Annotated in this window: 29 protein-coding genes and 1 pseudogene; 18 read left to right on the top strand and 12 right to left on the bottom strand. The window is 66.7% G+C overall.

The window, feature by feature from the left end:
• Together HDR73_RS12980 and HDR73_RS12970 are read left to right on the top strand one after the other, a co-directional pair.
• Positions 1 to 104, top strand: a pseudogene (locus HDR73_RS12980) (IS481 family transposase); the annotation flags it as partial.
• A 309-nt stretch (positions 105 to 413) separates the two neighbouring features.
• Entirely contained in the window at positions 414 to 641 is a 228-nt protein-coding gene (locus tag HDR73_RS12970; protein WP_012296867.1) for a hypothetical protein, read from the top strand.
• A gap of 245 nt (positions 642 to 886) precedes the next feature.
• Here the strand turns inward: HDR73_RS12970 and HDR73_RS12965 are convergent, their stop codons facing one another.
• From HDR73_RS12965 to HDR73_RS12955, 4 genes are all read right to left on the bottom strand, one after another.
• A complete protein-coding gene (locus HDR73_RS12965) occupies positions 887 to 1,459 on the bottom strand; it encodes a hypothetical protein (RefSeq protein WP_287136460.1) in 573 nt (190 codons plus the stop codon).
• Positions 1,460 to 2,233: 774 nt separating this feature from the next.
• On the bottom strand, positions 2,234 to 2,707 hold the full coding sequence (locus HDR73_RS12960; protein ID WP_012296871.1) for a trypsin-like serine peptidase: 474 nt from the start codon (positions 2,705 to 2,707) through the stop codon (positions 2,234 to 2,236).
• A gap of 956 nt (positions 2,708 to 3,663) precedes the next feature.
• Positions 3,664 to 3,924: a putative immunity protein gene (locus HDR73_RS16590; RefSeq protein ID WP_012296874.1), complete on the bottom strand. Its 261-nt coding sequence runs from the start codon at positions 3,922 to 3,924 to the stop codon at positions 3,664 to 3,666.
• Between the two features lie 231 nt (positions 3,925 to 4,155).
• Positions 4,156 to 5,166 (bottom strand): hypothetical protein, encoded by a 1,011-nt coding sequence (locus HDR73_RS12955; RefSeq protein ID WP_012296875.1) that lies wholly within the window; start codon positions 5,164 to 5,166, stop codon positions 4,156 to 4,158.
• 786 nt (positions 5,167 to 5,952) lie between these two features.
• On the opposite strand from HDR73_RS12955, the gene HDR73_RS12950 reads away from it, so the two are divergent.
• The gene (locus HDR73_RS12950) at positions 5,953 to 6,522 is read left to right on the top strand and encodes a chymotrypsin family serine protease (protein WP_223842801.1); all 570 of its coding nucleotides are present in this window, start codon (positions 5,953 to 5,955) and stop codon (positions 6,520 to 6,522) included.
• A gap of 459 nt (positions 6,523 to 6,981) precedes the next feature.
• Here the strand turns inward: HDR73_RS12950 and HDR73_RS12945 are convergent, their stop codons facing one another.
• Both HDR73_RS12945 and HDR73_RS12940 read right to left on the bottom strand, forming a co-directional pair.
• Complete coding sequence (locus HDR73_RS12945) at positions 6,982 to 7,308, bottom strand: ribbon-helix-helix protein, CopG family (protein ID WP_012296878.1); 327 nt, start codon at positions 7,306 to 7,308, stop codon at positions 6,982 to 6,984.
• 1 nt (position 7,309) lies between these two features.
• Positions 7,310 to 7,699, bottom strand: coding sequence for a hypothetical protein (locus HDR73_RS12940; RefSeq protein ID WP_012296879.1), 390 nt, complete (start codon positions 7,697 to 7,699; stop codon positions 7,310 to 7,312).
• Between the two features lie 92 nt (positions 7,700 to 7,791).
• Between HDR73_RS12940 and HDR73_RS12935 the strand changes: the two genes are divergently transcribed.
• The 8 genes from HDR73_RS12935 to HDR73_RS12900 all read left to right on the top strand — a co-directional run bounded on the left by HDR73_RS12935 (position 7,792) and on the right by HDR73_RS12900 (position 13,455).
• Positions 7,792 to 8,046, top strand: coding sequence for a hypothetical protein (locus tag HDR73_RS12935; RefSeq protein WP_012296880.1), 255 nt, complete (start codon positions 7,792 to 7,794; stop codon positions 8,044 to 8,046).
• 27 nt (positions 8,047 to 8,073) lie between these two features.
• A complete protein-coding gene (locus HDR73_RS12930; RefSeq protein WP_012296881.1) occupies positions 8,074 to 8,568 on the top strand; it encodes a hypothetical protein in 495 nt (164 codons plus the stop codon).
• A 148-nt stretch (positions 8,569 to 8,716) separates the two neighbouring features.
• Complete coding sequence (locus HDR73_RS12925) at positions 8,717 to 9,061, top strand: hypothetical protein (protein ID WP_106408732.1); 345 nt, start codon at positions 8,717 to 8,719, stop codon at positions 9,059 to 9,061.
• Positions 9,062 to 9,168: 107 nt separating this feature from the next.
• The gene (locus HDR73_RS12920; protein ID WP_133064128.1) at positions 9,169 to 9,543 is read left to right on the top strand and encodes a helix-turn-helix transcriptional regulator; all 375 of its coding nucleotides are present in this window, start codon (positions 9,169 to 9,171) and stop codon (positions 9,541 to 9,543) included.
• 7 nt (positions 9,544 to 9,550) lie between these two features.
• Complete coding sequence (locus tag HDR73_RS12915) at positions 9,551 to 9,997, top strand: hypothetical protein (RefSeq protein WP_012296884.1); 447 nt, start codon at positions 9,551 to 9,553, stop codon at positions 9,995 to 9,997.
• Between the two features lie 121 nt (positions 9,998 to 10,118).
• The gene (locus HDR73_RS12910; RefSeq protein ID WP_012296885.1) at positions 10,119 to 10,328 is read left to right on the top strand and encodes a hypothetical protein; all 210 of its coding nucleotides are present in this window, start codon (positions 10,119 to 10,121) and stop codon (positions 10,326 to 10,328) included.
• 25 nt (positions 10,329 to 10,353) lie between these two features.
• Positions 10,354 to 10,935, top strand: coding sequence for a Fic/DOC family protein (locus tag HDR73_RS12905; RefSeq protein WP_012296886.1), 582 nt, complete (start codon positions 10,354 to 10,356; stop codon positions 10,933 to 10,935).
• 972 nt (positions 10,936 to 11,907) lie between these two features.
• Complete coding sequence (locus tag HDR73_RS12900) at positions 11,908 to 13,455, top strand: ParB/RepB/Spo0J family partition protein (protein WP_106408731.1); 1,548 nt, start codon at positions 11,908 to 11,910, stop codon at positions 13,453 to 13,455.
• A 133-nt stretch (positions 13,456 to 13,588) separates the two neighbouring features.
• Here the strand turns inward: HDR73_RS12900 and HDR73_RS12895 are convergent, their stop codons facing one another.
• Positions 13,589 to 13,777 carry a hypothetical protein gene (locus tag HDR73_RS12895; RefSeq protein ID WP_012296889.1) on the bottom strand — a complete coding sequence of 63 codons (189 nt, stop codon included), beginning with the start codon at positions 13,775 to 13,777 and terminating at the stop codon, positions 13,589 to 13,591.
• On the bottom strand, positions 13,774 to 14,082 hold the full coding sequence (locus tag HDR73_RS12890; RefSeq protein WP_012296890.1) for a hypothetical protein: 309 nt from the start codon (positions 14,080 to 14,082) through the stop codon (positions 13,774 to 13,776). The genes HDR73_RS12895 and HDR73_RS12890 overlap by 4 nt, the downstream gene beginning before the upstream one ends.
• A 410-nt stretch (positions 14,083 to 14,492) precedes the next feature.
• Between HDR73_RS12890 and HDR73_RS12885 the strand changes: the two genes are divergently transcribed.
• From HDR73_RS12885 to HDR73_RS12860, 6 genes are all read left to right on the top strand, one after another.
• The gene (locus HDR73_RS12885; RefSeq protein ID WP_012296891.1) at positions 14,493 to 15,395 is read left to right on the top strand and encodes an ArdC-like ssDNA-binding domain-containing protein; all 903 of its coding nucleotides are present in this window, start codon (positions 14,493 to 14,495) and stop codon (positions 15,393 to 15,395) included.
• A gap of 663 nt (positions 15,396 to 16,058) precedes the next feature.
• Positions 16,059 to 16,808 (top strand): single stranded DNA-binding domain-containing protein, encoded by a 750-nt coding sequence (locus HDR73_RS12880; RefSeq protein WP_223842803.1) that lies wholly within the window; start codon positions 16,059 to 16,061, stop codon positions 16,806 to 16,808.
• Positions 16,809 to 16,810: 2 nt separating this feature from the next.
• A complete protein-coding gene (locus HDR73_RS12875; protein WP_012296894.1) occupies positions 16,811 to 17,332 on the top strand; it encodes a hypothetical protein in 522 nt (173 codons plus the stop codon).
• Positions 17,329 to 17,466, top strand: coding sequence for a hypothetical protein (locus HDR73_RS12870; RefSeq protein WP_012296895.1), 138 nt, complete (start codon positions 17,329 to 17,331; stop codon positions 17,464 to 17,466). Before HDR73_RS12875 ends, HDR73_RS12870 begins: the two co-directional genes overlap by 4 nt.
• Positions 17,463 to 18,230 carry an HNH endonuclease family protein gene (locus HDR73_RS12865; RefSeq protein ID WP_012296896.1) on the top strand — a complete coding sequence of 256 codons (768 nt, stop codon included), beginning with the start codon at positions 17,463 to 17,465 and terminating at the stop codon, positions 18,228 to 18,230. Before HDR73_RS12870 ends, HDR73_RS12865 begins: the two co-directional genes overlap by 4 nt.
• 70 nt (positions 18,231 to 18,300) lie before the next feature.
• Positions 18,301 to 18,762, top strand: a complete 462-nt coding sequence (locus HDR73_RS12860; RefSeq protein WP_012296897.1) for a hypothetical protein — start codon at positions 18,301 to 18,303, stop codon at positions 18,760 to 18,762.
• Here the strand turns inward: HDR73_RS12860 and HDR73_RS12855 are convergent.
• Entirely contained in the window at positions 18,658 to 19,065 is a 408-nt protein-coding gene (locus tag HDR73_RS12855) for a hypothetical protein (RefSeq protein ID WP_086935972.1), read from the bottom strand. The two genes, HDR73_RS12860 and HDR73_RS12855, sit on opposite strands and share 105 nt — an antisense overlap.
• A gap of 405 nt (positions 19,066 to 19,470) precedes the next feature.
• Between HDR73_RS12855 and HDR73_RS12850 the strand changes: the two genes are divergently transcribed.
• Positions 19,471 to 21,654 (top strand): expansin EXLX1 family cellulose-binding protein, encoded by a 2,184-nt coding sequence (locus HDR73_RS12850; protein ID WP_106408729.1) that lies wholly within the window; start codon positions 19,471 to 19,473, stop codon positions 21,652 to 21,654.
• A 304-nt stretch (positions 21,655 to 21,958) separates the two neighbouring features.
• Here HDR73_RS12850 and HDR73_RS12845 read toward each other — a convergent pair whose 3' ends face one another.
• The 3 genes from HDR73_RS12845 to HDR73_RS12835 form a co-directional block, all read right to left on the bottom strand.
• Positions 21,959 to 22,876 (bottom strand): MerR family transcriptional regulator, encoded by a 918-nt coding sequence (locus HDR73_RS12845; protein WP_012296899.1) that lies wholly within the window; start codon positions 22,874 to 22,876, stop codon positions 21,959 to 21,961.
• 452 nt (positions 22,877 to 23,328) lie between these two features.
• Positions 23,329 to 23,895: a hypothetical protein gene (locus HDR73_RS12840; protein ID WP_012296900.1), complete on the bottom strand. Its 567-nt coding sequence runs from the start codon at positions 23,893 to 23,895 to the stop codon at positions 23,329 to 23,331.
• On the bottom strand, positions 23,892 to 24,524 hold the full coding sequence (locus HDR73_RS12835; RefSeq protein ID WP_012296901.1) for a recombinase family protein: 633 nt from the start codon (positions 24,522 to 24,524) through the stop codon (positions 23,892 to 23,894). The genes HDR73_RS12840 and HDR73_RS12835 overlap by 4 nt, the downstream gene beginning before the upstream one ends.
• Position 24,525 lies beyond the last annotated feature (1 nt).

Below are 24,525 nucleotides of genomic sequence, written 5' to 3'. Positions count from 1 at the left end.
ACCGGGCCGACGCGCTTGACCCCTTCATCGAGCACTACAACACTGAACGAATCCACTCAAGCCACGGGCTCACGCCCGCGGCCCGAGTGTCACCAACGTCATGACCCAGTACAGCTAGATCCGATCCGGTGTCAGCCCGAGCGGCGCGAGGGCGTCCCGCTTCGCGGTGGCGTCCTGCGCGTCGGTCGAGACGCGGGCGTACCCGATGAGCTGTCCTGCCATGCATGCAGCGTCTGAGGTAGCCCCCCCGTCCCCGGATCCACCGCCTGACCAGTCAGATGAGACGCGCGATTCCGCGGTCGAGCACGACGTCGTGAGGTGGTCCGGGGAGGGATCCTTTTCCGGACTACAGGTGCAACAGTCAGTTGCACCATGGGTGCGATTGAGCAGCACGTCCGTGAGAGCGTTGCTGCATGCCCTCACCGCGCCGCAGGCTCAACTTCAAGCTCACACGCTTTGCCGTGTTCGGACTCCTCGCCAGCACCCTGGGCATCGTTTGCATGGTCCGGTTCCTGACATCAGAGAACAAGACGTTCCTGGCCGCCGATTTGGTGTTAGTCGTGTCGGGGCAAATCGGCTTATGGGTGCAAAATCTCAAGCGGATGCGTCAGGAAGACGCGAAGTGGTCGAAGCGCGAGTGAGGGCCGAGTCCGGTAGCCAACAGCTCCCGGTAGACCTACTCGACTAGCGAGGACCTGATTAGGCGCATGGCGAGTCGTCGACAGCGGCAGGCCCGAACTCGTCCCCGAACCGCTTCCACCCCTCGCCAGGCTGCTCGCCCGGCGGAACGACCGGCGGCAGCTCGCCAAGTGGCACCGGTGCAGGCCGAAACGGCCCGTGAGGACGCTCCGCACCGATAGATATACCGCGAAAAACGTGGCGGCCTCTACCCGCACCAATCGTTCCAGTAGTCCGGAATAGGAATAAAAATACCTTTTTGGCCGCATTTGGACGACGCGATGAGTGCGAAAACCGCGCCCAGGAGGCCCCCGACCACGGTGCACACTACCGGGGTCAAGTACAGCTGCGAGCAGGTCACTGTGCCCACCACGCCTAAGGCGCTTCCAACGATCGCTCTTACGGTCATCCCGCCCAAGTGGATGACTGGATGGAATTTGCGGTTTAGCCACCTTTTGAATGACTTCCAGCTCTTGTCATCTCGGAGATGTTGGCCGGGGTTCGGTGTAGTTGAAGGGGGCGGCACGGGCACGAAGGTCACTTGTGCTGATCCTGTTGCGGGGTCGCTTTCTGCGTTCGCGGTCATGGGACCAATTGATTGCCCGCTATGAGACGGGTGGGTAAACGTGGTTGAGTCGGATCTCGCTTCCGCACGGGCGCTGCTTGGTGCGTCGATCACGAGAATGGCCGACACGAAAACGAGAAATACCACGGCGAAGGCCATCGGGTGGCTAATGATGCGGAATCGGGTCGGTGTGGATTGAGAAATGATTGTGATCATGGAGGGCCTCACTGTTCAGCGAAAAACCTAGGAATAGCTCCCCAACTTGTGCGGAGCAAGTGCCGGGTGAGTTGCAACCCGGAGAAGGCGTTGGTACGAGAGGTAGGCGATTCTAGGAAGAGGTCGACGATCGCGAGTAAACGATCCACAGGGGGCATCGCTGCCGCCGCCTCATGAACCCGGGGCACAGAGTGGTGGTGCTGTACGTCCTGCGTGCGAGTCAGCAGGTCTGTACGGGTCACGCGCACAGTCGGATGCGCTGCTGTGTCGTTCTGGGCGGCGTAGCCGGCGCTTGGGTGAATCCGCACAATCTACGGCGCGGTTCGCAGACCGCCGACTACCGAGAGAAGGGGCGTGTCTGATCCTAGGAGCTACTGTCGCCGCGGGTGCGGGCAGCAGACCCAAAGTCGTCGTGCCACTTGTCGAAGGTATCCCCCAAGGCACTCCCTCTACTTTGCGATGCCTGCGTCCTCGTCATCACGACCTGAGCTCGGCTCGCTTCGTGAGACGGAGGCTTGCTCGCTTTGGGGATCGGGGGGGCTGCGCCCCTACGGGTGCTTGATTTTGACTACTGGTGTCGAACTCCCAATAGCGATGGGATCGGTACTACTACGCGCGTCTTCATGAATGGTCTCGTGATGGGACCAGGGTTCCCTCGTTCGCGCGTCCGATGAAACGCCTCGTCATGCAGCGCGTTGGGGGTTTGCCATGTCTCGTGCGTTTGTCATCATCGTCGTTCGGAAGCGGGCACTGTGCGACAGCCGAAGTTGCGTCTTAGCGGTGGAACGAATCGACTAGACGGAACACAAGCAGTTCTACATCCCCGAAGGGGGTGAAGGCGGTGGCTGGTCCGTTCACCGTTTCCAGGGCTCGGCTGATGACTCCCACTTGCGTGCCCTTCGGAGCGGTCGAGGACACGTGATAGACGGCGCCGCCGGACATGCCGGGGCTCGCGATGCACCCGACCATCGCCAGGGAACGTTCGGCCCTCATGCTGTAAGCCGGGCCGACGCATGTCGCTAGGGGTCGAGGAGAGTACCCACTTGCGATATTGGCGTAGGCGAGGCTGAAGTAGTGCAGGCTGGACTTCGCCAGGGTGAAGTCTGCACGCGGGGCGTTGGTCACGGCTTCCAGTGATCGTCCTGCGTGCCGGATGACCTTCACGAACCCGACGTCGTGAGAGTCATCTTCGCGGACCGACCACTCGGGCGGAACCTGGTACGTGTCAGCACGGCCTGCCTTTTCCATCCCATCCTGGGGTGAACGCGACAGATGTTGCAAATTTGCCGTCGGAGACCAGACAGTGGCCTGCGGTAGCGACCATGAGACCGGAATCGGATTGTACGGCGGCTGCAGAGCATTTTTTGTCTCGCCCATCTCGGATGAACGCCAGCGTGCCTACCCACGGTACGCTGGCGATGCTCCCCGATACCGCGTGCACAATGGCGCTGTCGGCGGTAGCGGTATTGAGGCTCGATGGAATGTCGTCGTCCGGTTCAGCAGCTCTCAATCTATCGTCACTCCAGTAGGTCTCCGTAGCAGAGGCCTCGTCGTCCGAGGGCGCGCGAACCTGGTCCGCGGTCACCGCGGCCGTGCGGGAAGGGCCCGTATTCATCGGAAGGGACGCCGCGTGCGCAGCGACCGAGCAGAGAGGCCCCCCGATCACACCGGACGCAAAGATGCACACCGCAGTAGTCACTGCAGCTACCGCCCGGAATCCTCGGCGGCGCCACAGCGCAATGTCGAGAAAACGGGCGCGATCGTCGTTTAGCGCAATTCGCGGCTTGGGGGACATATGACCTCATGTGAGTAGGCGGGAGCGACGTCCTCTGTGGCGGCAGACGCCGGCGGGTGGTGCAACCGATCTTGGCCACGCTGTGCCGGGGCCGCGTGCACTGTCCACAGGCCAGTGATACGTCCGGGCACGTGATTGACGCAGGTGGCCATACCGTCGACTTCTATGTCTTCTACGGCACACCCACCACAGGCGCCGACCCGAACGCGATGAAGATCCTCTGCGCCCTCGCACCGGTCATGCCCAATAGATACGGCGTGGGCCAGCTCCGATGGACTTGGCCAGCGCATCCCCTCGTCCAGGCCGGAGCCGCGCGACGCCGGACTCGGGCTCAAAGCTCCTCGGGAACATCGTACTGGGCACGCGTGCCGATTCTCACGTCCGGTGAGGGATTGCGTCCCGGAATGAGCTAGCGGCCATTGGGTAACTTGATAGGTCGGAGACTCCAATCGGGGGAGTCCCGCTGTCGTTGCCGTTCGGTCTCGAGGTCGGCGACACCCGACTCGTGCAGCGCGATGGCCTTCGTGGCATACGTCGCGGCGTGGGGGGAGTAGTCGAACTTATGGGCGACCGAGGCCTCCTGCCGGCCGCTCGAACAGCGGCGGTTGCCGCGTCGGCGCCGACCTGAGCCACGCGCGGCCGCATGCGCCGCGGAGCGGCATTCCGTCATGAAGGAGCTCGCCTCGTTCCCAATACTAACGGTAGGAAGAACTTCGAACGTGGCCGTCACGGAGCGGGTGTGCTGCCCGCCCGCAACGGCTCAGTGTGCTACGCGACCTCAGCGGGAGTCGGTCGAGTGTCAGCTATATCCTGCTTGACGGCGCCCCTCAGGTGCTTAGTGCACGTGCGATCACCATGAGCTGTAACAACAGGCGATCGATGCTTCGGGGGAGCGCTTGAGTTAGTTGCCGCAGTGGCTGTTTCCGAGATCGGGGAACTTGATGTACAGGAACTTCAGGTGACGGGGCTCGCAGCTTAATGCGACCGCCCCGAGGGCGATGAACGCGGCGGCACCAATGGATGTGAAGATCGCGGAGGCGATGAATCCGAATGCGCCAGCGACAAGGGCCGCAATGCCTGCCGCCGTGCCGCCTCCGAGGAGGGCATCTCCTACAGGGGCGGTGATCCTCACGGTTCCCCAATGATGGAAGAAGTGCTTGAACTTGCGCCAGAACGATAGCTGTGTGCCGACCTCCGGGTCGGGTGCGGGGGTGGCTGCCGACTGCAGGATCTCGGGTTGACCTTGGTCTGTGTCGCTACCCAGCTGTCCCCAGGCGGGAGTACTGCCGGTACTCCGGAGCTGCTCGACTTCGGCCGTCATCCCTTGAGTCAAGGTGCCGCGGTCAAGAGCGGGGCTTCCCTGCGCGCGTCCGGCGATGCTCGCGTCGACGAGCTGGTCAACGGTGATACGCCCGTCAACGACGTCCTGCAAAAATGAGCCGTCCTGCACAGATACGGCGATCGACTTCTCGGCGGCGTTCGCTGCCGGGGTAGCCGTCGTGAGCGACCCGACGATACTGAGCGTCGCGACCGTTGCGACTACGGCCCAACCGCGACGGCGGTCGTCACGGGAGGTCAGGGTCAAGTGCGATGCGATAGAGGGCTGCATGGCGCGTGTCACGTCCAATCGGATGGCTGAGCCCACAAGATACGGGGCGACCTCGAACCCATGGCAGGTTTCACACAGGCCGGTTGCCCGCTCATACTCGAAGGTGCCGGCGTAGAGGTCGCCGGCCGCGTGGATGTCCGCCGTCCGTGCGGTTGTGCTCTCGACCGAGGGCCACGCCGCCCGCGCAGGCTGACTGACGTTGTCGTCCGCGACTATATGACTGTGGTTGTCGTGAAGCGCAGGGCGGTGGACTTCAGGGCCGCCCGAATCGTGACCACCAGTATCCCGTCCGTCGCTCGGCACGCTACCCGGTTCATTCGCGAGCAGGTGGCACAGCGCGTTGCAGAACGTGCTTCATCGCAGCTCATCGCGCCGGCGTTTCCCGGGACAATTGTCGCGGGTCGTGAACTGACGGTCGAGCAGACGCGGGCGACGTTCTTCGGGCACGGCGGGTCGGGTGCCGCACGGCCGCGTAGCGGACGGCCTTGCACCATGGCTGGACATAGAGCAAAGTATTGGTGCCCGATGCAGATTCAGCGATTACGCGAACTGGTCGCGCACTGGTAATACGAAACGCGACGCCCAGCGACCATGCCAGCTGACACTGCAAGGGCTACGGGCCCGGACTATTCGGCGAGGGAGCAGGCGCAAATCGGAGACGGTGGCATCCTCCCCGCTAGCGGCTCCCGACGCTATCGATCAGTTGTCACCCATTTGTACCTTAACTCGTGCGTGAGCTCGAGTCGCACCTGTGGAGAGCGCGCCTACCTATCCATTCTCTTGAACTAGTGTCGGATTCTGTGAGAATCCCTAGTAAGAGCATATTAACCCTCGTCCTCGCGTTTGCCACGATTCTGGGGTGTTGCTCCATCGCCGCGCCCGCCCGCGCGCCCGCCCGCCCGCCCGCCCGCCCGGGCGGTCGATCGCCTCGCCCGTAACTCGTTACCTGTGGTAGCCGGTACCCACCTCATCTTCAGCGAGAGCCATGGTTCTACTTACACCAGGGACTATGACTGCACTGCTGGAGCCGTGCTGACAGGAACTGGCATCCTGTCGCGGATCACGCCTTATCAGCGTGCCGTCCGCTACGTGGCGACCACGAAGCACTGCGGTGGTCGGGGCGCCCACGTCCGCGTCTACGACGTTGAGGTCGGGACAGTCATCTGGGAATCGCCAGACACCGACCTCTCGATTATCCGGATCGAACCCTTGCAGACGACGAGGAGAAGCTGCTATCCGACGTCGGCGGGTATCCGCTGCACGCTCACTAGTGACTACGAGCCTCGGGCGCGGAGTGAGGTGCTCGCCGTGAGGAATCGCTCCGGGCAGGAGTCATCCGTGCCGGTAGCCGGAACCAAAGTCCCGGATGCTCGGGAGATCTTTTGCACCAGCGGGTACATAACTGGGATTATGTGCAACTATGTATCTGTCGCCTCGCCGCCCGGGCTGGAGGTGGAGAATCAGGAAGTTGTTGCGGAGACTTTTTCAACAGCAACACGGACAGGCGACTCCGGGGGGCCTGTACTCGGCAGGGACATGAAGCTCATTGGCATCATCGGTGCCGCTGGCTTGCCAGGTTCAGGGCGCGAGACCTATATGAGTTACGTACCCATGGCTGTGCTCTTCCGAGAGCAACCGTATTACGCCCTGGCGATGTAGCTGAGCGCTTCATCGAGGCCTGCATGTGAGCTTGCCATTTCAGTGAGGAAACAGAGGCTCTTGGCGGATGGCATGGTCATGTCCGACGAGCTACTGGGTGCGTATTTCACTGCCCGCCACCAACCGGAGGCGACTCTTCAGCACGCCCTGAGCGCGGCATCGCTGTGACAGGAGCGCAGGAAAGCGAGACACTGGCGCCGCACATGACATAAGATACATTATCGGCTTAAGGCTTCGGTGCCGAAGTGGCCAGATCCGCGGCCCAGACGAGCGGGACCAGGCCGGTGAGCGAGATGCCAAGGACGCGAGATTCCTGAGTCACCGGGTAGAACGTGAGGCCGATGCGAGGACGAGCGTCGCGCCCAGAAAGATCAGGACCAGCACGGTTCATCCTCCGTCGTGCTCGTAAGTGGCCGTGGAGTGGTCATGGCTTGGTTCCTTCTCGGGTGGTCTTGGCGCTTACGATGCGCGGATGTAGGCGGCGGTGGCTTCGCGGATGATCCGGGACTTGTTGTTGTGCCCCTGGCGCTTGGCGAGCGCTTCTACCTGCGCGTCGAGGGCCTTCGTGGCGCGCACCTTCCACATGGGTCCGGTGGGCTCCTCGGCGTCGAGTCGTGGGCGGCCGAGGGCAACGGTCATCGCGTCCTCGAGGGTGTCGGTGCCGGTGGCGTCCATGAGCATGGCGCGGCCGGCGTCTGCGGCGGCGGAGCCGTGCAGGTCCGTGCCGGGGATGGGCGCGAACTCGCCGCGCTCGGCGCGAGCGGCGAGATCGTTGTAGTCGGTCATGTCAGTTCCCTTCGTTGAGCAGGTGCCGGTACAGATCGCTGAGCGGCATGACGTGGAAGATCGTGACCGTCCTCGGCGGCCGCATGGCGGCGATCACTTCGATGTAGCGATCGGTCTGCCCGTGCGGGTGTCCGACGTAGACGGTGGTGACCTCGCCGGGGCGTCCGTCTATCTGCTTCGCACCCTCCGCGTGACCGATCGCGTACAGCGCATCATCGCGCGGGATCCCGTGCTTGCCTGCGTTGCTCGTCCACTCAACTCCCACGCATAAAGAGTACCACAAAAGTAGGGCCACACAGAATGTCGAGTTGTTCTCATCGGGGCTGAGCTGATGGTCGAGGTTGCCGCGGCTTCGTTCCGCTGCGCTCCACGAACCCGCGCCATCGTCCATGTCTTCCGCGGCCGCCGTCGGTGTTGTCCGAGATGCGCGCGGAGGTAGTGTGCTCTCTTCGGGCAATGCCGGGAGTCTGGTGAGGGAGAGCGATGTCGCTCCTGCTGCACGTGTACGTCTACCGCGAAGGGTCCTACTGGATCGTCGCCATTCCCGCTATGGGTGCTGTCACCCAGGCGCGGTCGACCTCGGAGATCCGTCTGATGGCGCGAGAGTGCACGGCGCTTCTACTCGACGTCCCTCTCGCGCGGGTCCGGATCGGCGCGGTGCGCCGCCGTTCCCAGTCGCAGGTGGAGGATCATCCGCCGCAGGTACCCCTGTCACAGGTCGGTGCTGGAATCAGGTGAGGATGGGGCAAGAGGTGGTGATCGGTCGTGGTGTTCAACGGTGAGGTCGTGTCGGTGACGGAGATGATCCGACTCGCCGAGGAGGCGCCTGATGCGCCGGTGAGCTCGGCGGGTGTCCTGCACACGGCCGCAGGTAACGCCCTGGACGCGGCCGAGCTCGTCGCCGATGGCCAGCCGCCGACGGCCGGATGGCGGTTCGGTGTTCTGCAGACCCTCGATGACTACACGTCGACGTGCCGTCGCGGCGGTATCGCGCTCGGCGCCAGCGTCTTCACGGATCCGCCGGCGTCGACGGGATCCGTCGAGCTCGACGCCGCGTTCGCTGCGCTGGCCGAGTACCTCGCCGAGCGGGACGGTTGGGCTCCCCCGGCCTGGACCTTCGACGCGTGGCGCTCTGTCGTGCCAGCGGAGTGGTGGGCGTCGACGCCGAGCATCTACCGCGACCTCGCCCTCGAGGAGAGCCCGCGGCCGTTCCGTGACCGTGGCATATGGATCACGCTCAGCGGCCTCGCGCGGGCGTGAGCTGCCTCCAACAACGCCCCTTGTCGGGCTCCTCGGTTACGATTTCGAGATGGTCCTAAATAGGCGTGAGGGTTCCGACTCCCGGTGCTGTCAGCCGAGCCCTGCTGGGTACGTTTGGCGCGACTACCGCGACAACGCGCATGCGTCCGTGGCGGAGCTCGAGGCCTGGCTCGGTACGCTCGCTCCCTTCGCCCGAGCGCACGAAGAGGGCGTGCTGGATGACCTCATGGAAGCGGCGGCGCGGGGCGAATTGGAGGACTCAGGAGACGAGAAGACTCCAATCAAGCCCGTTGTCCTCGATCCGGAGATTTTCGAGCTCCGGCACACTGCTCTGTCCAAGGCGCTGAGATTCTACCACGGGGAGCCTGCGAGCTTGAGCACGATCCTGGTTCGCCTGCACGAGCACATCAAGACCACCACTGAGGCGCAGCAGACCGAGATTGAGTTCGCCGCGGATCGCTTCGATGCCGGGCGCCCCTCGTCTTGGGTGTAACCCGATTACACTGCTTGCAGGTTGTGGTCGTAGGCTCCATCTCATGTCCCTGCTCCAGACGATGACGTCGCCTCTCGCTCTCCAGAGGGCGAAGGCTCGTGCCAAGCGTGCTCGCACGTGAAGACCGTCTCCTCAAGGCTGACCTCGTGCGCATGCGCCAGGAGGCCGGCCTCACGCAAGCGATGGTCGGCGAGCTGATGGGAACGAGCCAGCAGGCGGTCAACAAGATCGAACGCTACGACTCCGACCCCAAGCTCTCGACCCTCCGCCGCTACGCCAACGCGGTCGGTGTGCTGGTCGAACACCGAGCCACCAAGGATGTGGGGCAGTCCATCAACGCTGCATCTGCCACGCGTTGGGGGTCCCCTTCTCGAGTCACTTCAAAGACCTTCGTCACGGAGCTGGTGGTTCGGTCGATGACGACGGCGGGCTGGACGGGCTCAAAGTCTGCTGACCTTCCCGTCCCGGCACGGGCAGCCTGACACCGCCGTGGTCGATCTGTCGCAGCAGGAGGTTGAGCTTGTCATGGCCCTCCGTGCAAGCTCCAAGCTGGAATCGGTCGAGTGCCACGAGATGTCAGCGAAGAGGAACGATCATCCCCCGGAGCCAGATGCTCCCGAGGAAGGCAACGTCAACATCGCTGCCCAGTACAGGCACGACGACGGCAGCTTCGGGGTTCGCCTCATCGCCCATGTGACCATCCCAATCGGTGAGGTGACGGTCAGCATCGCCGGCGAGTACTCGCTCAACGAGGAGTGCGCCCCCTCAACGCGAACCGTCCAGCAGTTCTGCAACGAAGTGGCCATCATGTCCGTCTTCCCCTACCTCCGAGAAGCGGTCTCAACGGTCTCCGGGCGCGTGTTCGGCAACCCCCTGTACCTGCCCATGGTCGACCGCGGCGAGATCGCGCTCGACGTCGAGGAAGTCTCGGCTTAACCCGGGGCTCTCTGCCGGCTCAGCTCGTAGTTTCGGCACTTGGTTTGCGGCTTCGAGCAGGCACACTTTCCACGCGCAGAGCCTTGGAACGCCGTACAATTGAAGGTGAGCAGGGGGTCCCATGAGCACCAGGATCACGCAGCGTAGTGCGCAGGACGTCGACGTCGAGCAGGGCATGGCGCTGGTCGAGAAGGCACAGCAGCTCGCCGGACACTTCCCGAACGCCGAGGCGCTCGGCCGCGCCCGTCGTGTCCTCGAGGGGACGATGACCGAGGACGAGGCTCGCGCGGAGGTCGCAGCGAAGTACGGGTTTCCCCTCCGCCAGCGCTGAGCGCCGGCGGCGCCCTGACGACCGCATGAGCGTCGACGATAAGTACACGTACCCGGGCAGCGGCGGCGTCCTCATCAACGCAGCGGGCATCCGCGACCACGCGCAACTTGACGAGGCGATGAACGACGTCGCGTCGGTCGTGCTTGCGAAGATCTACACTGAGCCTGCCCCGGAGCGCCTCGACCTCGAGTACCTCCGTGGCATCCACGTGCGCATGTTCGGGGATCTCCTCCCTGGGATCGCGGGACGGATCCGCGACGTCGACGTGCAGGCGACGGGGACCGGGATCCCGTACTGCAGGCCCGACTTCATCGAGGTCAACCTCGACACGCTGTTCCGCAAGCTCGAGCGGGAGGACTACCTCACCGGACTCGACCCGGACACGTTCACTGAGCGGCTCGCCGACCGCTGGGGCGAGCTCTCCGCGATCCATCCATGGCGCGACGGCAACACCCGCAGCCAGTCCATGTTCGTGGCCGCTCTCGCGCAGCGGGCCGGCCACCCGATCGACTGGGCGAGCGTCGACGTCGACGAGCTCCGCCACCACCGCCTGCAGGCGGTGGTGGCACCGACCGCCCCCTCGCCGTGTACCTCCGAGCGCACCTGATCGACACCGCGCTGACCAGAGAGCCCGAGGGTGCGGCGCCGCTCAGCGCGGCGCGCACCGCGGGCCGCGAGCCGGGGCCGTCCCGCGACGACGGCGAGGCGCTAGCGTACAGCCGACGCGAGCTCGCCGAGCGCGAGATGCTCCGCACGGCGGGGATCGGCCCGGACGAACGCAGTACTCCTCACCGCGGCTCGTCGTCGACGAGCGCGGGATCGCACGAGCCTCACCGTGCTCGCGGGGACGACCCCCTCGAGCGATAGCCGTCGCTCAACGACAGCGAGTCCGCACGCCGGCCGCGCGAGCGGGTGCGACCGGACCAACGTGCAGAAGGGCGACCACATGAAGACCCGCGGCGCGTGACGCCGCGTCGGCCGCGTCAACCGCGGGACGGTGAGCGTCGAGACCGGCTACTCCTGGACCGACACCACGCCCTACGCCGAGATCCAGAAGCTCCGCCGGCCCGAGTAGCACCGGCGACCCGGGATCCCCGTCGACGCCGACGAGCATCCCGGGCACCACTCCCCCGGACGGGCCCTCCGGGACTCTGCCACCCGGCGCCGGACGGCGCCGATGTGCCGGCACGCCGGCGAACGACCTGAGCTGTGCCGCTGCGCGGTGCCGTCCACCTCAGCGGTGCCGCTGCGCGGAGGTGTTGGCCTGAGCTGTGCCGCTCCGCGGCGCCCTCTGTCTGATCGGAGCCGCTGCGCGGCGCTGTCTGGGCCCTGGCGGGCCCGTCGTTTTGCCGTGAAGCCTTCGGCGGCTCGGTCGCTGCGCTCCCTCGTAGCCACCTGCGGGCTCCGCGCAAGCGGCTCCGCCGCCGGCTCCTCCGAGATTTTCGGGACGCGGTCGCAAGCTCCCTTATTTCGCCCCGAAATTCTCTCCCCCACCGCCCTTCGGGTTGCACTACGCCCTCCGGTCGCTAAGGCGTAAAAACGCCTTCACGGCAAAAAACGAGTGGAAGAGAGAACACACGTGACGATTACCGAGAACACCACCAGCACCAACGGGGTCACCGAGTACCTGGACCCGAACACGCTCATCATCGAGGAGAACGTGCGCCCCAGCGCAGACCTCAACCGGGAGTTCGTGCAGAGCATCAAGGCGAACGGCGTCCTGGTGCCCGTCATCGCACGCCGCGACTCCGAGGGCCGCGTGCTCGTCCGGGCCGGACAGCGCCGCACCCTCGGCGCGCGTCAGGCGGGCGTGGCCACGATCCCGGTCCACGTCATCGACGCGGACGAGGCCACCACCGACCGGATCGTGCAGCAGCTCGTGGAGAACGACCAGCGCACCGGGCTCACGGACGTGGACCGCACGGTCGCGTTCAAGCAGCTGCAGTTCGAGGGCCTCAGCGCCGCCGCGATCTCCAAGCGCACCGGGACCGGACCCCGCGTGGTCAAGAAGACCCTGGCCGTCGCGAACACGCCCTCCGCGGCCGCGGCGCTCACGGATCACCAGCTCACCTTGGACCAGGCCGCCGCGCTCGTAGAGTTCGACGAGTACCCAGACCTTCAGGCCCGCCTCATCGAGACCGCTCGCGCCCACCCGGCGCAGTTCGACCACCAGCTGCGCTACGCACAGCAGGATCTTGCGCGGAAGCACGCCGTCCAGGCAGTGGCCGCCGACCACGAGAGCCGCGGCTACGTCATCGTGGATCCCCAGAACCCCGAGCACGCGGACTTCGTGCCCGTGCGGGACCTCGTGACGGTCGAAGGCGGCGACGCGCTTCTGACCCCGGAGAAGATGGACACGCTCGACGGGCGCGGGGTGCGCGTGGTCGCGTACCTCCGCGAGCCGGAGGCGGTGTACTACCTCCGCGACCCCCAGGCCGTCGGCTACCGCCGAGACGAGACCACCGGGACGCGCACGAGCCCGGCGACGGGCGCGGGCTCCCAGACCGAGGAGCAGAAGGCCGAACGTCGCCGGGTCATCGCCAACAACAAGGCGTGGGACGCTGCCGAGAGCGTGCGGCGCGAGTTCGTCGCCGCGCTCGTCACCCGGAGGTCGCTCCCGAAGGACGCCGGACAGGTCATCGCAGCCGGGCTCACGACCCACCGTCACGAGGTCGGCCGTGCGGTGCAGGAGGGCAGCCCGCTCGCTCACGAGTTCCTGGGCGTGGAGCGCGACTACGGGTACTACGGCGACGGCCTCGGCAAGTACGCCGCGGCCACGCCCACGAAGGCGCAGCACGTCGCCCTCGCCGTCGTCCTCGGCGGCATGGAGGCCGCGCTGAACCGCGACTCGTGGCGAAGCGTCTCGGCGCCGGCGGCCGCGTACCTCCGCCAGCTCGCCGCGTGGGGGTACACGCTCAGCGAGGTCGAGCAGATCGTCCCCGACGCCGACGACTCACGCCGCGCCCAGCGCGACGCCGACGATGCCGACGAGTCCGCCGACGCCGCGGAGGGCACGAGCGAGGCCGGATCGGACACGACCGAGCCCGGATCGGACACGACCGAGCCCGAAACGGACACGAACGGCCGCGAATTGGACACGGAGGCCGCCCCGGACCTCGCCGTGTAGCCGCAGCGGGGCGCTCCTGACCAGGAGCGCCCCGCCCCGGCCGGGCACCACGGCCGCCGCGGGCGCCCGGCGAGGGGCGATCCCCTCGCGCTCCCCCGTCGACGGCGCACCGCGCCTCAGCGGCCGCGGGCGGTCACATCGGGATCCGGAGCCCGCCCGCCTCCTGGAGCGCCACGTACGCGGTCGCGAGCGCCCCGACGACGATGGCGAACAGGAGCAGCAGCACACCGCCGACGATGCCCACCGCCGTCCGCGAGCGGATCCAGTGGATGGCGACCGCCGCGGAGGCGAGCGGTGCGAGCAGCACGGCCGCGTAGATCACTCGTGCTCCCCCAGGACCGCGGCGATGCCGTCCATGAGCGTGCGCGCCCCGAAGCCGAGCAGGCCGATGTCGAACATGCGGGCCGTGAAGAACAGCCGTTGCTCCTCGGAGTCCCGCGCGATGTACGCCACGACGTCGCCACCATGCACCACGTCGAGCTCCGCGTGGCGGTCGTACCGCTCGAACTGCTCGAGCCGCGACACCTTCGCCGATGCCTGCACCACGAGCGCGAGCCCCCGGTACCCGACGTGCACCGGCTCCTCGCGGATCCGCTGCACCTGCTCGTCCGTCATGACGTAGTCCACGCGGACGACGATACGGCCGCTTGCCCCGCCGACCGCTGCCGCCGTCGGCGCCGGTGCACTCCCCCGTCGACGTCGCGTTGTGGAGGAGCCCGTGGTGCGCCGCGTGGCGGCGCGCGCGGCCAGGCCGCGCCGGTCGCTTCGCTCCATCGGAGCCGCTGCGCGGCACAGCACCGGACCCTGCGGGCCCGTTCATATGCCGTGAAGCCTTCGGCAGTGTGCGGTCGGCCGGCTTCCGCGCAAGCGGCTGCGCCGCCGGCTCCTCCGAGACTTTCGGGACGCGGTCGCTTCGCTCCCTTATTTCGCCCCGAAACTCTCTCCCCCACCGCCCTACCGGGTTGCACTCCACCCGACCTCCCTGAAGGCGACAAGCGCCTTCACGGCAAAAGAACGAGGAGGAGAGGGAGAGAAATATGACTACCAGCACCGTGTCACGTCTAAAGACCACGGCCCCGCGCAAGAGCGCCGAGGAGCGCAAGGCCCAGGCTGAGGCGCTCCACGCGAGCATCGCAGATCAGATCGACGCACTACGCGACAGCGACGAGTGGCGGCGCTACCTCGACCGAGTGCGCGATTTCCACCAGTACAGCATCGGTAATCTGCTGCTCATCATGCAGCAATGCCCCCACGCCCGCGCCGTCGCGGGATTTCGGCAATGGCAGGCCCGCGGCCGCCAAGTGCGGAAGGGCGAGAAAGCCATCCGCATATTCGGATACAGCCAGAAGAAGATCACTGAGGAGGACGCGCAGGGTGAGGGGACCGAGTGGCGCATTCCTCGGTTCCCTGTCCTCTCGGTCTTCGACGTGAGCCAGACGGACACCATCGACGGCGTCGAGGACGCCGAGCTGGTGCACGACCTCACCGGGGCCACCGATCACGGCGTGATCGAGGCCCTCACGGCGTTTCTCGCAGTCGAGGGGTGGACGGTAGCCCGCGAGCACCTGGATGGCGAGAGGAAGGGCTGCGCCCGCCCCAGCGACCGATCCGTCGTCGTCGAGTTCGACGTCGCCCCCGAGCAGGCCGCGAAGACCCTGATCCACGAGACGGCCCATGTCGTCCTCGGCCACACCGACAACCTGGCCGGGTACTGGGAGCACCGGGGGATCCAGGAGACCGAGGCCGAGTCCGTCGCCTACGTCGTCGCCGGAATGCTCGGATTCGACACCAGCGCCTACAGCATCGGCTACATCGCCGGATGGGCAGACGGCGACGCCGAACTCGTCAAGAGCACCGCCACCCGCGTCCTCGCTGCCGCACACCGCATCGCCGCCGTCCTCGAGCCGGACGACCCCGACGATGTCCCCGCGGCCGCGTGACCTGGGCTCCCGGCCGGACTGACGAGGTCCGGCCGGGAGGCCCCCGGTGTGGCCACCCCCTACGCAACCGGACCCAGAACCCCGACTCGCGCCGTCGAGAGCGCGGGTAGCCGCTTCGCGGCAGGCAGCGACGACCTGGTGAGAAGTGCGCAGCCGCCTCCCCGACATCGGGTGTCCGTCGGCAAAAGCACCGGACCAGAGCGCTGATGGATTTCCAGCCCTCCCGCAGTCATTCACCCCCCAATGTCACCGCCCACAGACCCGCCTTGGCCCCAGGTTCCCGCATGTGATTCGCTCACAACAGCCCCCTGTACCGCACAGCGCACCATCCAGTGCACTCCGTGAATTACCCCCAGGAGCTCGGTCACGAGATGACTACATACCCATTTCGCAACCCTCGTAAATAGGGCAAGTTCCCAAGAAAAAAGGTTCAAAGATATTGCCTAGAGGGCCCCGATGCCGTATTGTTCTATATATGAAAAGCAACCGCAGCGGCACCGACGAGAACGGAGCTCCGATGAACACCACCAGCGCCACGAACCAGGCCCTTGCACAGGTCGTCGGTACTTCGACTGTCGGCGAATACGTCGTTCCGGTCGACCCGATGGACCTCCTCCAGTGCGATAGCTGCCAGTAAGACTTTCTTCTCTAGGAGACATTGTGATGGACACGCAGAAGTTGTCATCCGAGCAGGAACTCGCATTCGACCTCGGCCGCGAGATCGGAATCATCGAGGGCCGAGCCGCCATGGAAGACCTCGCCGACCGGTACTACCGCGCCGCCTACGGAGACGAGCGCCGCCCCCAGAACCGGGCCATCGTCACCCGCGAAGAGCTGGAAGAGCGCCGCCGCGCCGCCTGGGAGGCTGCGCAGCCCATCACCGTCGACGACGCCCTCCGATCCTGGGGGATCGACCCCGAATCGCGGCACGCGACCCCCAGCGCTCCCGCGCCGACCTCCGCTCCACCGACCGCCACGGCGGCCACGCCGTCCACCGCACCGTCCGGCACCACGTACACGAACAGGAGCCGCACCATGAGCCACATCAGCCGAACCGGCAACCTCGCCGGCACGCCCGTCCTCCGCCAGGGACACAAGGGCCCGTACACCTACGCCGCCGTCATCGTGAACGACCGGTTCCAGGACGACAACGGGGACTGGGTCCAGGGCCCGCCGGTTCGGTACGAGCTCGCCGTCAACGGTGCCCAGGCTGTCGCCCTCGTCGCGACCGCGGAGGCGTGCGGCAACATCCGCGTCACGTTCAGCGGGGCCTACACCGTGCGCGAGTTCCACGGAGACAAGGGCACGATCCTGCAGCACAAGGTGTTCGTCGACGAGGTCGGTGCCAGCTTCTTCGGTCAGGACATCACCGTCGCGCGCCGCACCTCGTCCACGACCACGGGTGAGGCGTAGCCATGTTCCTCCGACCCGTCAGCGGCCCAGAGCCCAGCGTGCCCGAACTGGACGAGGACACCCAGCTCGTCATCGACGTCTACGGCGCGTACGAGACCGCCAGGAGCGCCGCCCGCCACGCCATCGAGCACGGGCAGCCGGCGGATGCCGCCGCCAGCGAGATGGCACCCGCCAAGGAGTGGGCCGTGATGAACGCGTCCTGGATCGGCCTGTTCCCCGTGCAGGGCGCCCTCTGCGGCGCCGTCGAGACCCTCCAAGCACGGGGCGTCACGGCAGGCGACGTCGGCCCGGTACCGGACGCACGCGCCGGCGGATGGAATGCCGCCTACGACCACGCCACCGCCGTCCGCTGGCTCACCGAGGCGCTCGAGCGCAACAGCGACGCCCGCGACATCGACCTCATGGTCGCGGAGACCCTCGAGAGCCCGGGCCTGAACGGCGACCTGCGGATCCGTGAGCTGGTAGTCGAGATCATGGATGTCGCCACCCGGGTATTCTCAGCAGCGAGGAGCGCAGAAGCATGAACCGATTCCCTCCGTTCGAGCACATCTGGGAGAAGTCCGGCACCGTCTGGATCTGCACCTGGTGCGGCAATGTGTCCGAGACCGATCCGCACTCCACCAGCGCGGCCTCCGCGACGCCGGGAGACGCCGCATGAGGGTCCGCACCCGCCGCGTCTACTTCGCCATCGCGTTGCTCATCGGCAGCCTGGCCGGTGGCTACTACGCCGTCGACCTCGTGTTCCCGCAGGCCAGGGCCGGCGAGACGACGGCGCCCGCCAGCGGGGCACCCGCGCTCGCCTCGACCGGCCCCGTCATCGACGCTCTCACCTCTGCCGGCCTCGTTCGCGCAGGCACGGTCGACGCGGACGCGGTGCGGTCGCTCGTCGACGCGCTCCCCGCCGACACGCACGCACGGACCTCGTCCTACGACAGGGCCGCGTACGGGCCGTCCTGGGCCGACACCGACCACAACGGGTGCGACCAGCGCAACGACGTCCTGGCCCGCGACCTCACCGCCGTCACGTTCACGAAGGCGGATCCCGGCTGCACCGTGGCCTCGGGGCACCTGGCCGACGCGTACACGGGGAAGAGCATCGACTTCACCCGCGGGAAGACCACGAGCGCGGCCGTGCAGATCGACCACCTCGTGCCCCTCGGCTGGGCGTGGCAGCACGGCGCCGCCGCCTGGACGGGGGAGCGCCGTGAGCAGCTCGCGACCGACTTCAACAACCTCCAGGCCGTCGACGGGCCGACCAACGAGGCGAAGTCGGACCGGGGGCCGGCGACCTGGCTCCCGCCGGCCGCCGGCTATGACTGCCTGTACGTCACCCGGTTCGCGTACGTGCTGAGCACGTACGAGCTCACGGTCGACGACGCCGACCGGACCGCGATTGACCACACGCTCGGGTCCTGCTCGTGACCCACCAGAGGATCCGGCGACGTCCTCGACCGTTCCCCCGGCGATCGAGGGGCTGCCGCGCGCGGGCGTCATGGACGCTCTGCGGATCGCATGGTGGATCCGCCGGGGCTTCTGGCACGGCTTCCAGCACTCCCGCGGCACCGCGCGGGTCGTGGCGCTCTACCTTGCTGTCGCGTGGTGGGTGCTCAGCCCGCTCGTCGTCGTGCTCCAAGTCGTCCTCGTCACGTGCCCGTGGACGCGGTACTACCTCAGCCCCGAGCGCGACGTCGTGCTCGCGCTGTTCGGCACGCGCACCGGCTGGCACACCGGCGACCACATCGCGGCAGCACCGGGAACGGGCCGCGGCCGTGCGCTGCGCGCCCTTCTGCTGCCCGAGCTGCTGCCCGTCGCCGACGCCCGGCGCGTGACGATCCACGCGACGGCCGCGTCACCCGAGTTGGCCGCGCTCTACATGGCCGAGCTCCCGGGCCTGGTCGACGTCGGCGGAGGCATGTTCCGCGGCCGCCGTCTCCGCCGGCCCCCGGCTGGCTGAGCGCGAGCGCGCCGCGAAGGCGATGAGCTCGGCGCTGTGCTGCACCATCCACGCCACGGCCGTATTCAGCGACGGCTCGCGACGGATCCAGATGCGTTGGCCCTGGCCGTTGCGGGCATCGGCGTAGAGCTCGAAGGTGAACGGATCCCCGAGCTCCGCCCGGTGCCGGATCACGTACCCGAGCACGGGGCGGTCCTCGACCTGGATCCGCCAGTAGCCGACCTCGAGGTGCGCCCACGGGTGCGCGCCGACGTTACGCACGAGGCTGTCGATGCCGTCGAGCTTGCTCTTGACCTTGCTCACCGGGTGCTGTCCTTCGTCGATTCGATCGAGTGGGAGCGTCCGGCCGCGCTCGTCGGCGAGCGTAAGGATGTCCACTGACGTCCAGGCCACAACATCCGCGCCGAAGCCCTGGGTGGGTCATACATTTCAGGCATCCACGCGGTTAGGTAGTTTCGATGCGTGCGGATTCATGCCGGTCGGAGAAGACTGTCTTGATCGCATCGCATCGCATCTCACGCTCCGGGGCCGCATTCCGTCTCTCAGTCATTGTAAGATGATCGGCTTCTGAGGGGGTTACGCTGGCGGCGCACCGTACCCCTCAAGGAATGACCTGCTGGGTAATGTTTCGGGCTTCAGGAGTGCGTGTGAAAAGCGTCTGTGGAAGTGGTTTTGAGAGCGGTCGAATGGTTTTCGTATGATCCTTACATGACTGTTCGACAAGTTAGTGTACCCTTAGTGTCCAAGCTCTTCCTTTTCTTTGCATTGGCGGTCGGCGCCACGTTTGGCGCATTCGCGGCGCCTGCCTTAGCCGCCACCGCAGCGGGGACCGGTGCGGTGGCCTCGCCGCCTGGATGGCTGCACACGGCGGGTGGGAAGATCGTCACCGCCTCCGGCGCTCCGTACACAATCCGTGGCATCGCGTGGTTTGGCATGGAGACGTCATCCTGCGCGCCGCACGGCCTGGACACCATCACCCTCGCGGGTGGCATGCAGCACATCAAGCAGCTGGGATTCACGACCGTGCGGCTGCCGTTCTCGAACCAGTGCCTCGCGGCATCTGGCGTCACGGGTGTCGATGCGGACCCATCGCTTGCCGGTCTCACACCGCTGCAGGTCATGGATCACGTCGTGGCTTCGGCGAAGGCCGCCGGACTTGACGTGATCCTCGACCAGCACCGGCCGGACTCGGGCGGCCAGTCCGAGCTCTGGTACACCTCGGAGTACCCCGAGTCACGGTGGATCTCCGACTGGCGGATGCTCGCGAAGCGGTACGCCTCCGACCCCACGGTCATCGGTGTCGATCTCCACAACGAGCCGCACGGGGCGGCGACGTGGGGTACCGGGGCAGCCACGACCGACTGGCGGGCGGCGGCCGAGCGGGGCGGGAACGCGGTATTGGCCGAGAACCCGAAGCTCCTCGTGCTCGTCGAGGGAATCGACCACCAGGCCGACGGAACCGGCACCTGGTGGGGCGGTGCGCTGGACTCCGCGGCCACTGCATCCGTGCGCTTGACCGTCGCGAATCGCGTCGTCTATTCCCCGCACGACTACCCCTCGACCATCTACGGCCAGCCCTGGTTCTCCGCATCGAATTATCCGACGAATCTTCCGGGAATCTGGGACGCCCACTGGGGATACCTGGCAAAGAAGGACATCGCCCCCGTCCTCGTGGGCGAGTTCGGTACGAAGCTCGAGACGGCGAGCGACAAGCAGTGGCTCAACACCCTCGTCGGATACCTGTCGAGCACGGGGATCAGCTCATCGTTCTGGGCCTTCAACCCAGACAGTGGCGACACCGGCGGCATTGTGAAGTCCGATTGGGTGACCCCGGAGCAGGCGAAGCTCGACGCGCTGGCGCCGATCCTGCATCCGGCACCCGGAGCGGGTCCGGGATCTAGCGGATCCGGGTCGCAGCCAGGTCCGGCGAAGCCGGGCGCGGTATCAGTGAAGTGGCAGCCTGGCGGGTCCTGGGCATCCGGCTACGTGGCGAACCTTGACGTCACCGCGACAGGCGCTGTCACGGGATGGACCGTCTCATGGGCCAGCCCGAAAACCACCAGCGTCGTCAACAGTTGGGGCATGCGCTGTAGCGTCGCCTCCAACACCGTGACCTGCACCAGCACGGACTGGGCAAGCAAGCTCGCCGCCGGCCAGACCGTTCGCGTCGGCGTGCAGTTGGCGGGTGGACCCGCTCCCGCTTCGCCTCGAATCAGTGTCACGGCGGCCGGAACGCCTCCGTCCCAAGCCACGCCTCCGTCCCAGGCCACGCCTCCGTCCCAGGCCACGACGCACGGCCGTGCCACGCACTACTCGCTCGGTACCGGTAACACGATCGCGAACGGCAACTGCTCCATGCCGGCTGTCCCCGCCGACCGAATGTACGTTGCGGTCAGCAGCCCCGAGTACGGCGGAGCCGCCGCGTGCGGGTCGCACCTCCTCGTCACGGGCCCCAAGGGCACCGTCCGCGTCCAAATCGTCGACCAATGCCACGAATGCGAGATCGGACATCTCGATCTGAGCGAAGAAGCGTTCCGTGCCATTGGCGACTTCGATGCCGGTATCATCCCAATCAGCTACACCACCGTCCGGGATCCGTCCGTGCCCGCCGTCGCCGTCCGGGTCAAGGAGGGCTCATCCCGATGGTGGGCAGGTCTGCAGATTCTGAACGCCGGCAACCGCATCGACCGTGTTGAAGTCCGAGCCGGTGGGCAGTGGCTGCCCCTGAGTCGCACTGACTACGGGTACTGGGTGACACCTTCACCAATTCCGGACGGCCCGATGACCGTTCGCGTGACTGACCAATACGGTCGCTCGGTCGTTCTCCCCGGAATCCGAATGGCACCAGGGGAGACCCAGAGTACGGCGCGCCGGATCTATCAGATGCACTGAGCCCTGATCGCACGACCTCCACATGTACGCGGCGATGGCTCCAGGGATGCGTCCCCGGAGCCATCGCGCGTTAGTCGCCGCACTCGCCTGCTGTGAAGGCTGAGCTCGCCACCGGAGAAGCTGGCCGCGTCCACCTCTTCTTGTCCCGTAAGCCTTGGGTTGCGAGACGTCTTGAGCGCCCATGCGGATGTTCTCACCGTCGGACCGGGTTGCAGCGTCCGCGTAATGGGTCGGACCTGCTGTGCCGAAGACCCCCTTCGCATTTGCGTGACCACGGCTATCGACGATGGCAGACGGCTGCGCCTCACTGGGAGGCATGCGCCCGCGTTCCATCCGCGGCGAGGTCGTAGACGTCCTCCGCGGTGACGGACGGGTCGAACATCGATGTCGATGATGCCCGCCGGCGAGCAGCGTCGTCCAGGGCTTCGGCATGGCCTGAGGTGATGCGATGGGCGAAGGCGATGGTGGCGAGGTAGGAGAGCGCGGTGTCGTCCAAGCCCGGGTCGTCTGTCGGCGTCGCGTCGGGGAGGGAGTGGACCAGCTCTTGCCGTGTTGGCAGCGTCCCGGACGCGATCCGCACGGACGCGTCGATGTGCGGCGCCGCGGCCTCGGCCACGCGACGGAGCGAATCCGGTGGCACGGGATCCTGCACGCGGTGCGCGAGGCGCATCCGTGGCACCGTTCCTGACACCGAGGCCGTCCACGATTCCGCGACCAGCTCGATCCCCTCGGCGCGGAGAGTCTCGAGGAGGATGCGATCCAGATTCGGGAGATCGACTGTCAGGGCTGTGAAGGTCTCCTCGAGGTCCTCCGGGTCCGATGAGACGCCGAAGGGGACTTCGCACGCGATCCAGTGCGCGGGACCCGCATCACGGACGTTGGCGACGAGGCTGCTGGGGTCCGCTGTCGCGACCCGTTCTGCGAGGTCGAGGTAGAAGTCCTCCATGGCCCGGCGCATCGCCAACCTCCCGCGGTGGTCGTCGAACTGGAAGCGGCAGTCGGGAGTGAGGTCCTCGAGCGGGATCCTCGCGCGGCGGAGCAGGTCCAGTGTGACGCCGTCGACGATCTGGTCGGCGTCGTAGGACCGGTAGCCGTTCACTGGATCGACGGCGGACGGGATGAGGACCGCGCGCTCGGCGTACAACCGGAGCGCCTTGTCGGAGAGGCCGGTGAGGGATCGGAATCGACCCGCGGAGAAGTTCAGGGGGAGTGGAGCGGACATGTCCTCACTGTGGACCTCGCCCCTGGGGCGGAGTCAAACGCCGCCGAGGTCCCTAGGTGCAGGACAGCCCAGGTCTTTGGAGGCGTCTTGCTTCTTTTGGGTTGTGGGACGTCCCGCGAGCGGCTGGGGCTCGCCGCGGAGAACCGCGGCCGCGAGTGTCCCGCAACCACGGCCCGCAAGGGGGCGGTGAGCTGGGCATGCTCATCGTCGGTTGCGGGATGGGTTGGGCGTCGCGCCGACGCTCGTCGGGTACGCGCGGGTCTCGACCCGACAGCAGCGCACGGACTGCCAGGTCATCAACCCGCCCGGATAGTGCTGCGGATCCTGTGCATCGGTGGTGGGATCCCGTCACCCGTGAGACACTGAACGCGTCGCCTCATTGCGGTGGGGTTGAAAGTGAGTCTCGGGAGTTCCTGCTGGAAGTAGGGCCCGAGACTTTGCGCTTTAATCGATCAGCCGTCGACGGTGATGATCTGGATCTCGCCGAGGGTGGCGAGCGGTTCGGGGTTCCCCACGCGGTCCTGCACGATGGCGCCGCAGATGATGTCCGCCACCCACAGCACGGGCTCCACGGGACCGCGCCGGTGATCGAGCCGGACCGGCCCGCTCAGGGCACGTGCGGCGCGGAGCGTGTCGAGGTGGTCACGGTCCCGCCGGTCATCAGCTGGTCCGCGTGACTCCGCGACGAGGAGCGCGACGTCTCGCATCGTGAGCTCGTGCAGAAGCCGCTCCATCGTCTTCCGGCGACGCCGCTCGAACGGCTCTGCGCTGTCGACCGACCGGACGACCACCAGTCGCTCGAGAGCAAGCTCCGCGACCGCGGCGGCGAGTAGCAGGCGCCGGGGTTCGCTCTCCTGGTTCCAGTGCAGCTTCCCGACCTTGGTCCGCCGCAGCCCGTGCATCACGGTGCGCACGGCGTCGAGGTGCTGCTCCTCACAGATCGCGGCGGCGAGGATGTAGGTGCCGGGATCGCGGTTCTCCTGGGATCCGGATTCGTCGACGAACGCGGTCCGGGTCACGACGTCGGTTCATCGTCGTCGACGCGGGGCAGGGTGACCTCGGTGCTCGTGGTGACCGGGTGCCTGTCCAGGGCCCGGTACACGGTGGCCCGGCCGATCCCGAACAGCTCCACGAGCTCGGAGACGGAGTGATCACCGGCGCGGTGCAGCGCGACCAGGTGCCGTTCCTGGGCAGGGGAGAGCTTCGGCTTTCGCCCCTTCAGCTTCCCCCGCACCTTCGCAACAGCCATCCCCTCACGGGTCCGGGCGCGGATGAGGTCGGACTCGAACTCGGCCACCATGCCGAGCACGTTGAACAGCAGCCGGCCGACCGGGTCGATGGGGTCGTAGACCGCACCGCCGAGGTTCAACCGGACTTCGCGTTGGGTGAGCTCTTCGGCGATGTCGGTCGCGTCGCGGAGGGATCGGGCAAGGCGGTCGAGCTTCGTGACTACAAGCGTGTCACCTTCTCGGCACGCCGCTAACGCCTCGCGGAGACCTGGGCGGTCGCGGTTCGTGCCGGTCATGCCCTTGTCGCTGTAGATGAGCCGTGTCGGAACCCCGAGGGTTTGCAGGGCGTCCCGTTGCGCGGTGAGGTCCTGCGCGTCGGTCGAGACGCGGGCGTATCCGATGAGGACGGATGAGGTCATG

Origin of the sequence: Clavibacter sp. (assembly GCF_014802555.1) — a bacterium.
Lineage (GTDB): Bacteria > Actinomycetota > Actinomycetes > Actinomycetales > Microbacteriaceae > Clavibacter > Clavibacter sepedonicus.
The sequence above is the reverse complement of the archived record's forward strand: the minus strand, read 5'-3'. Positions and strand labels throughout refer to the sequence as shown.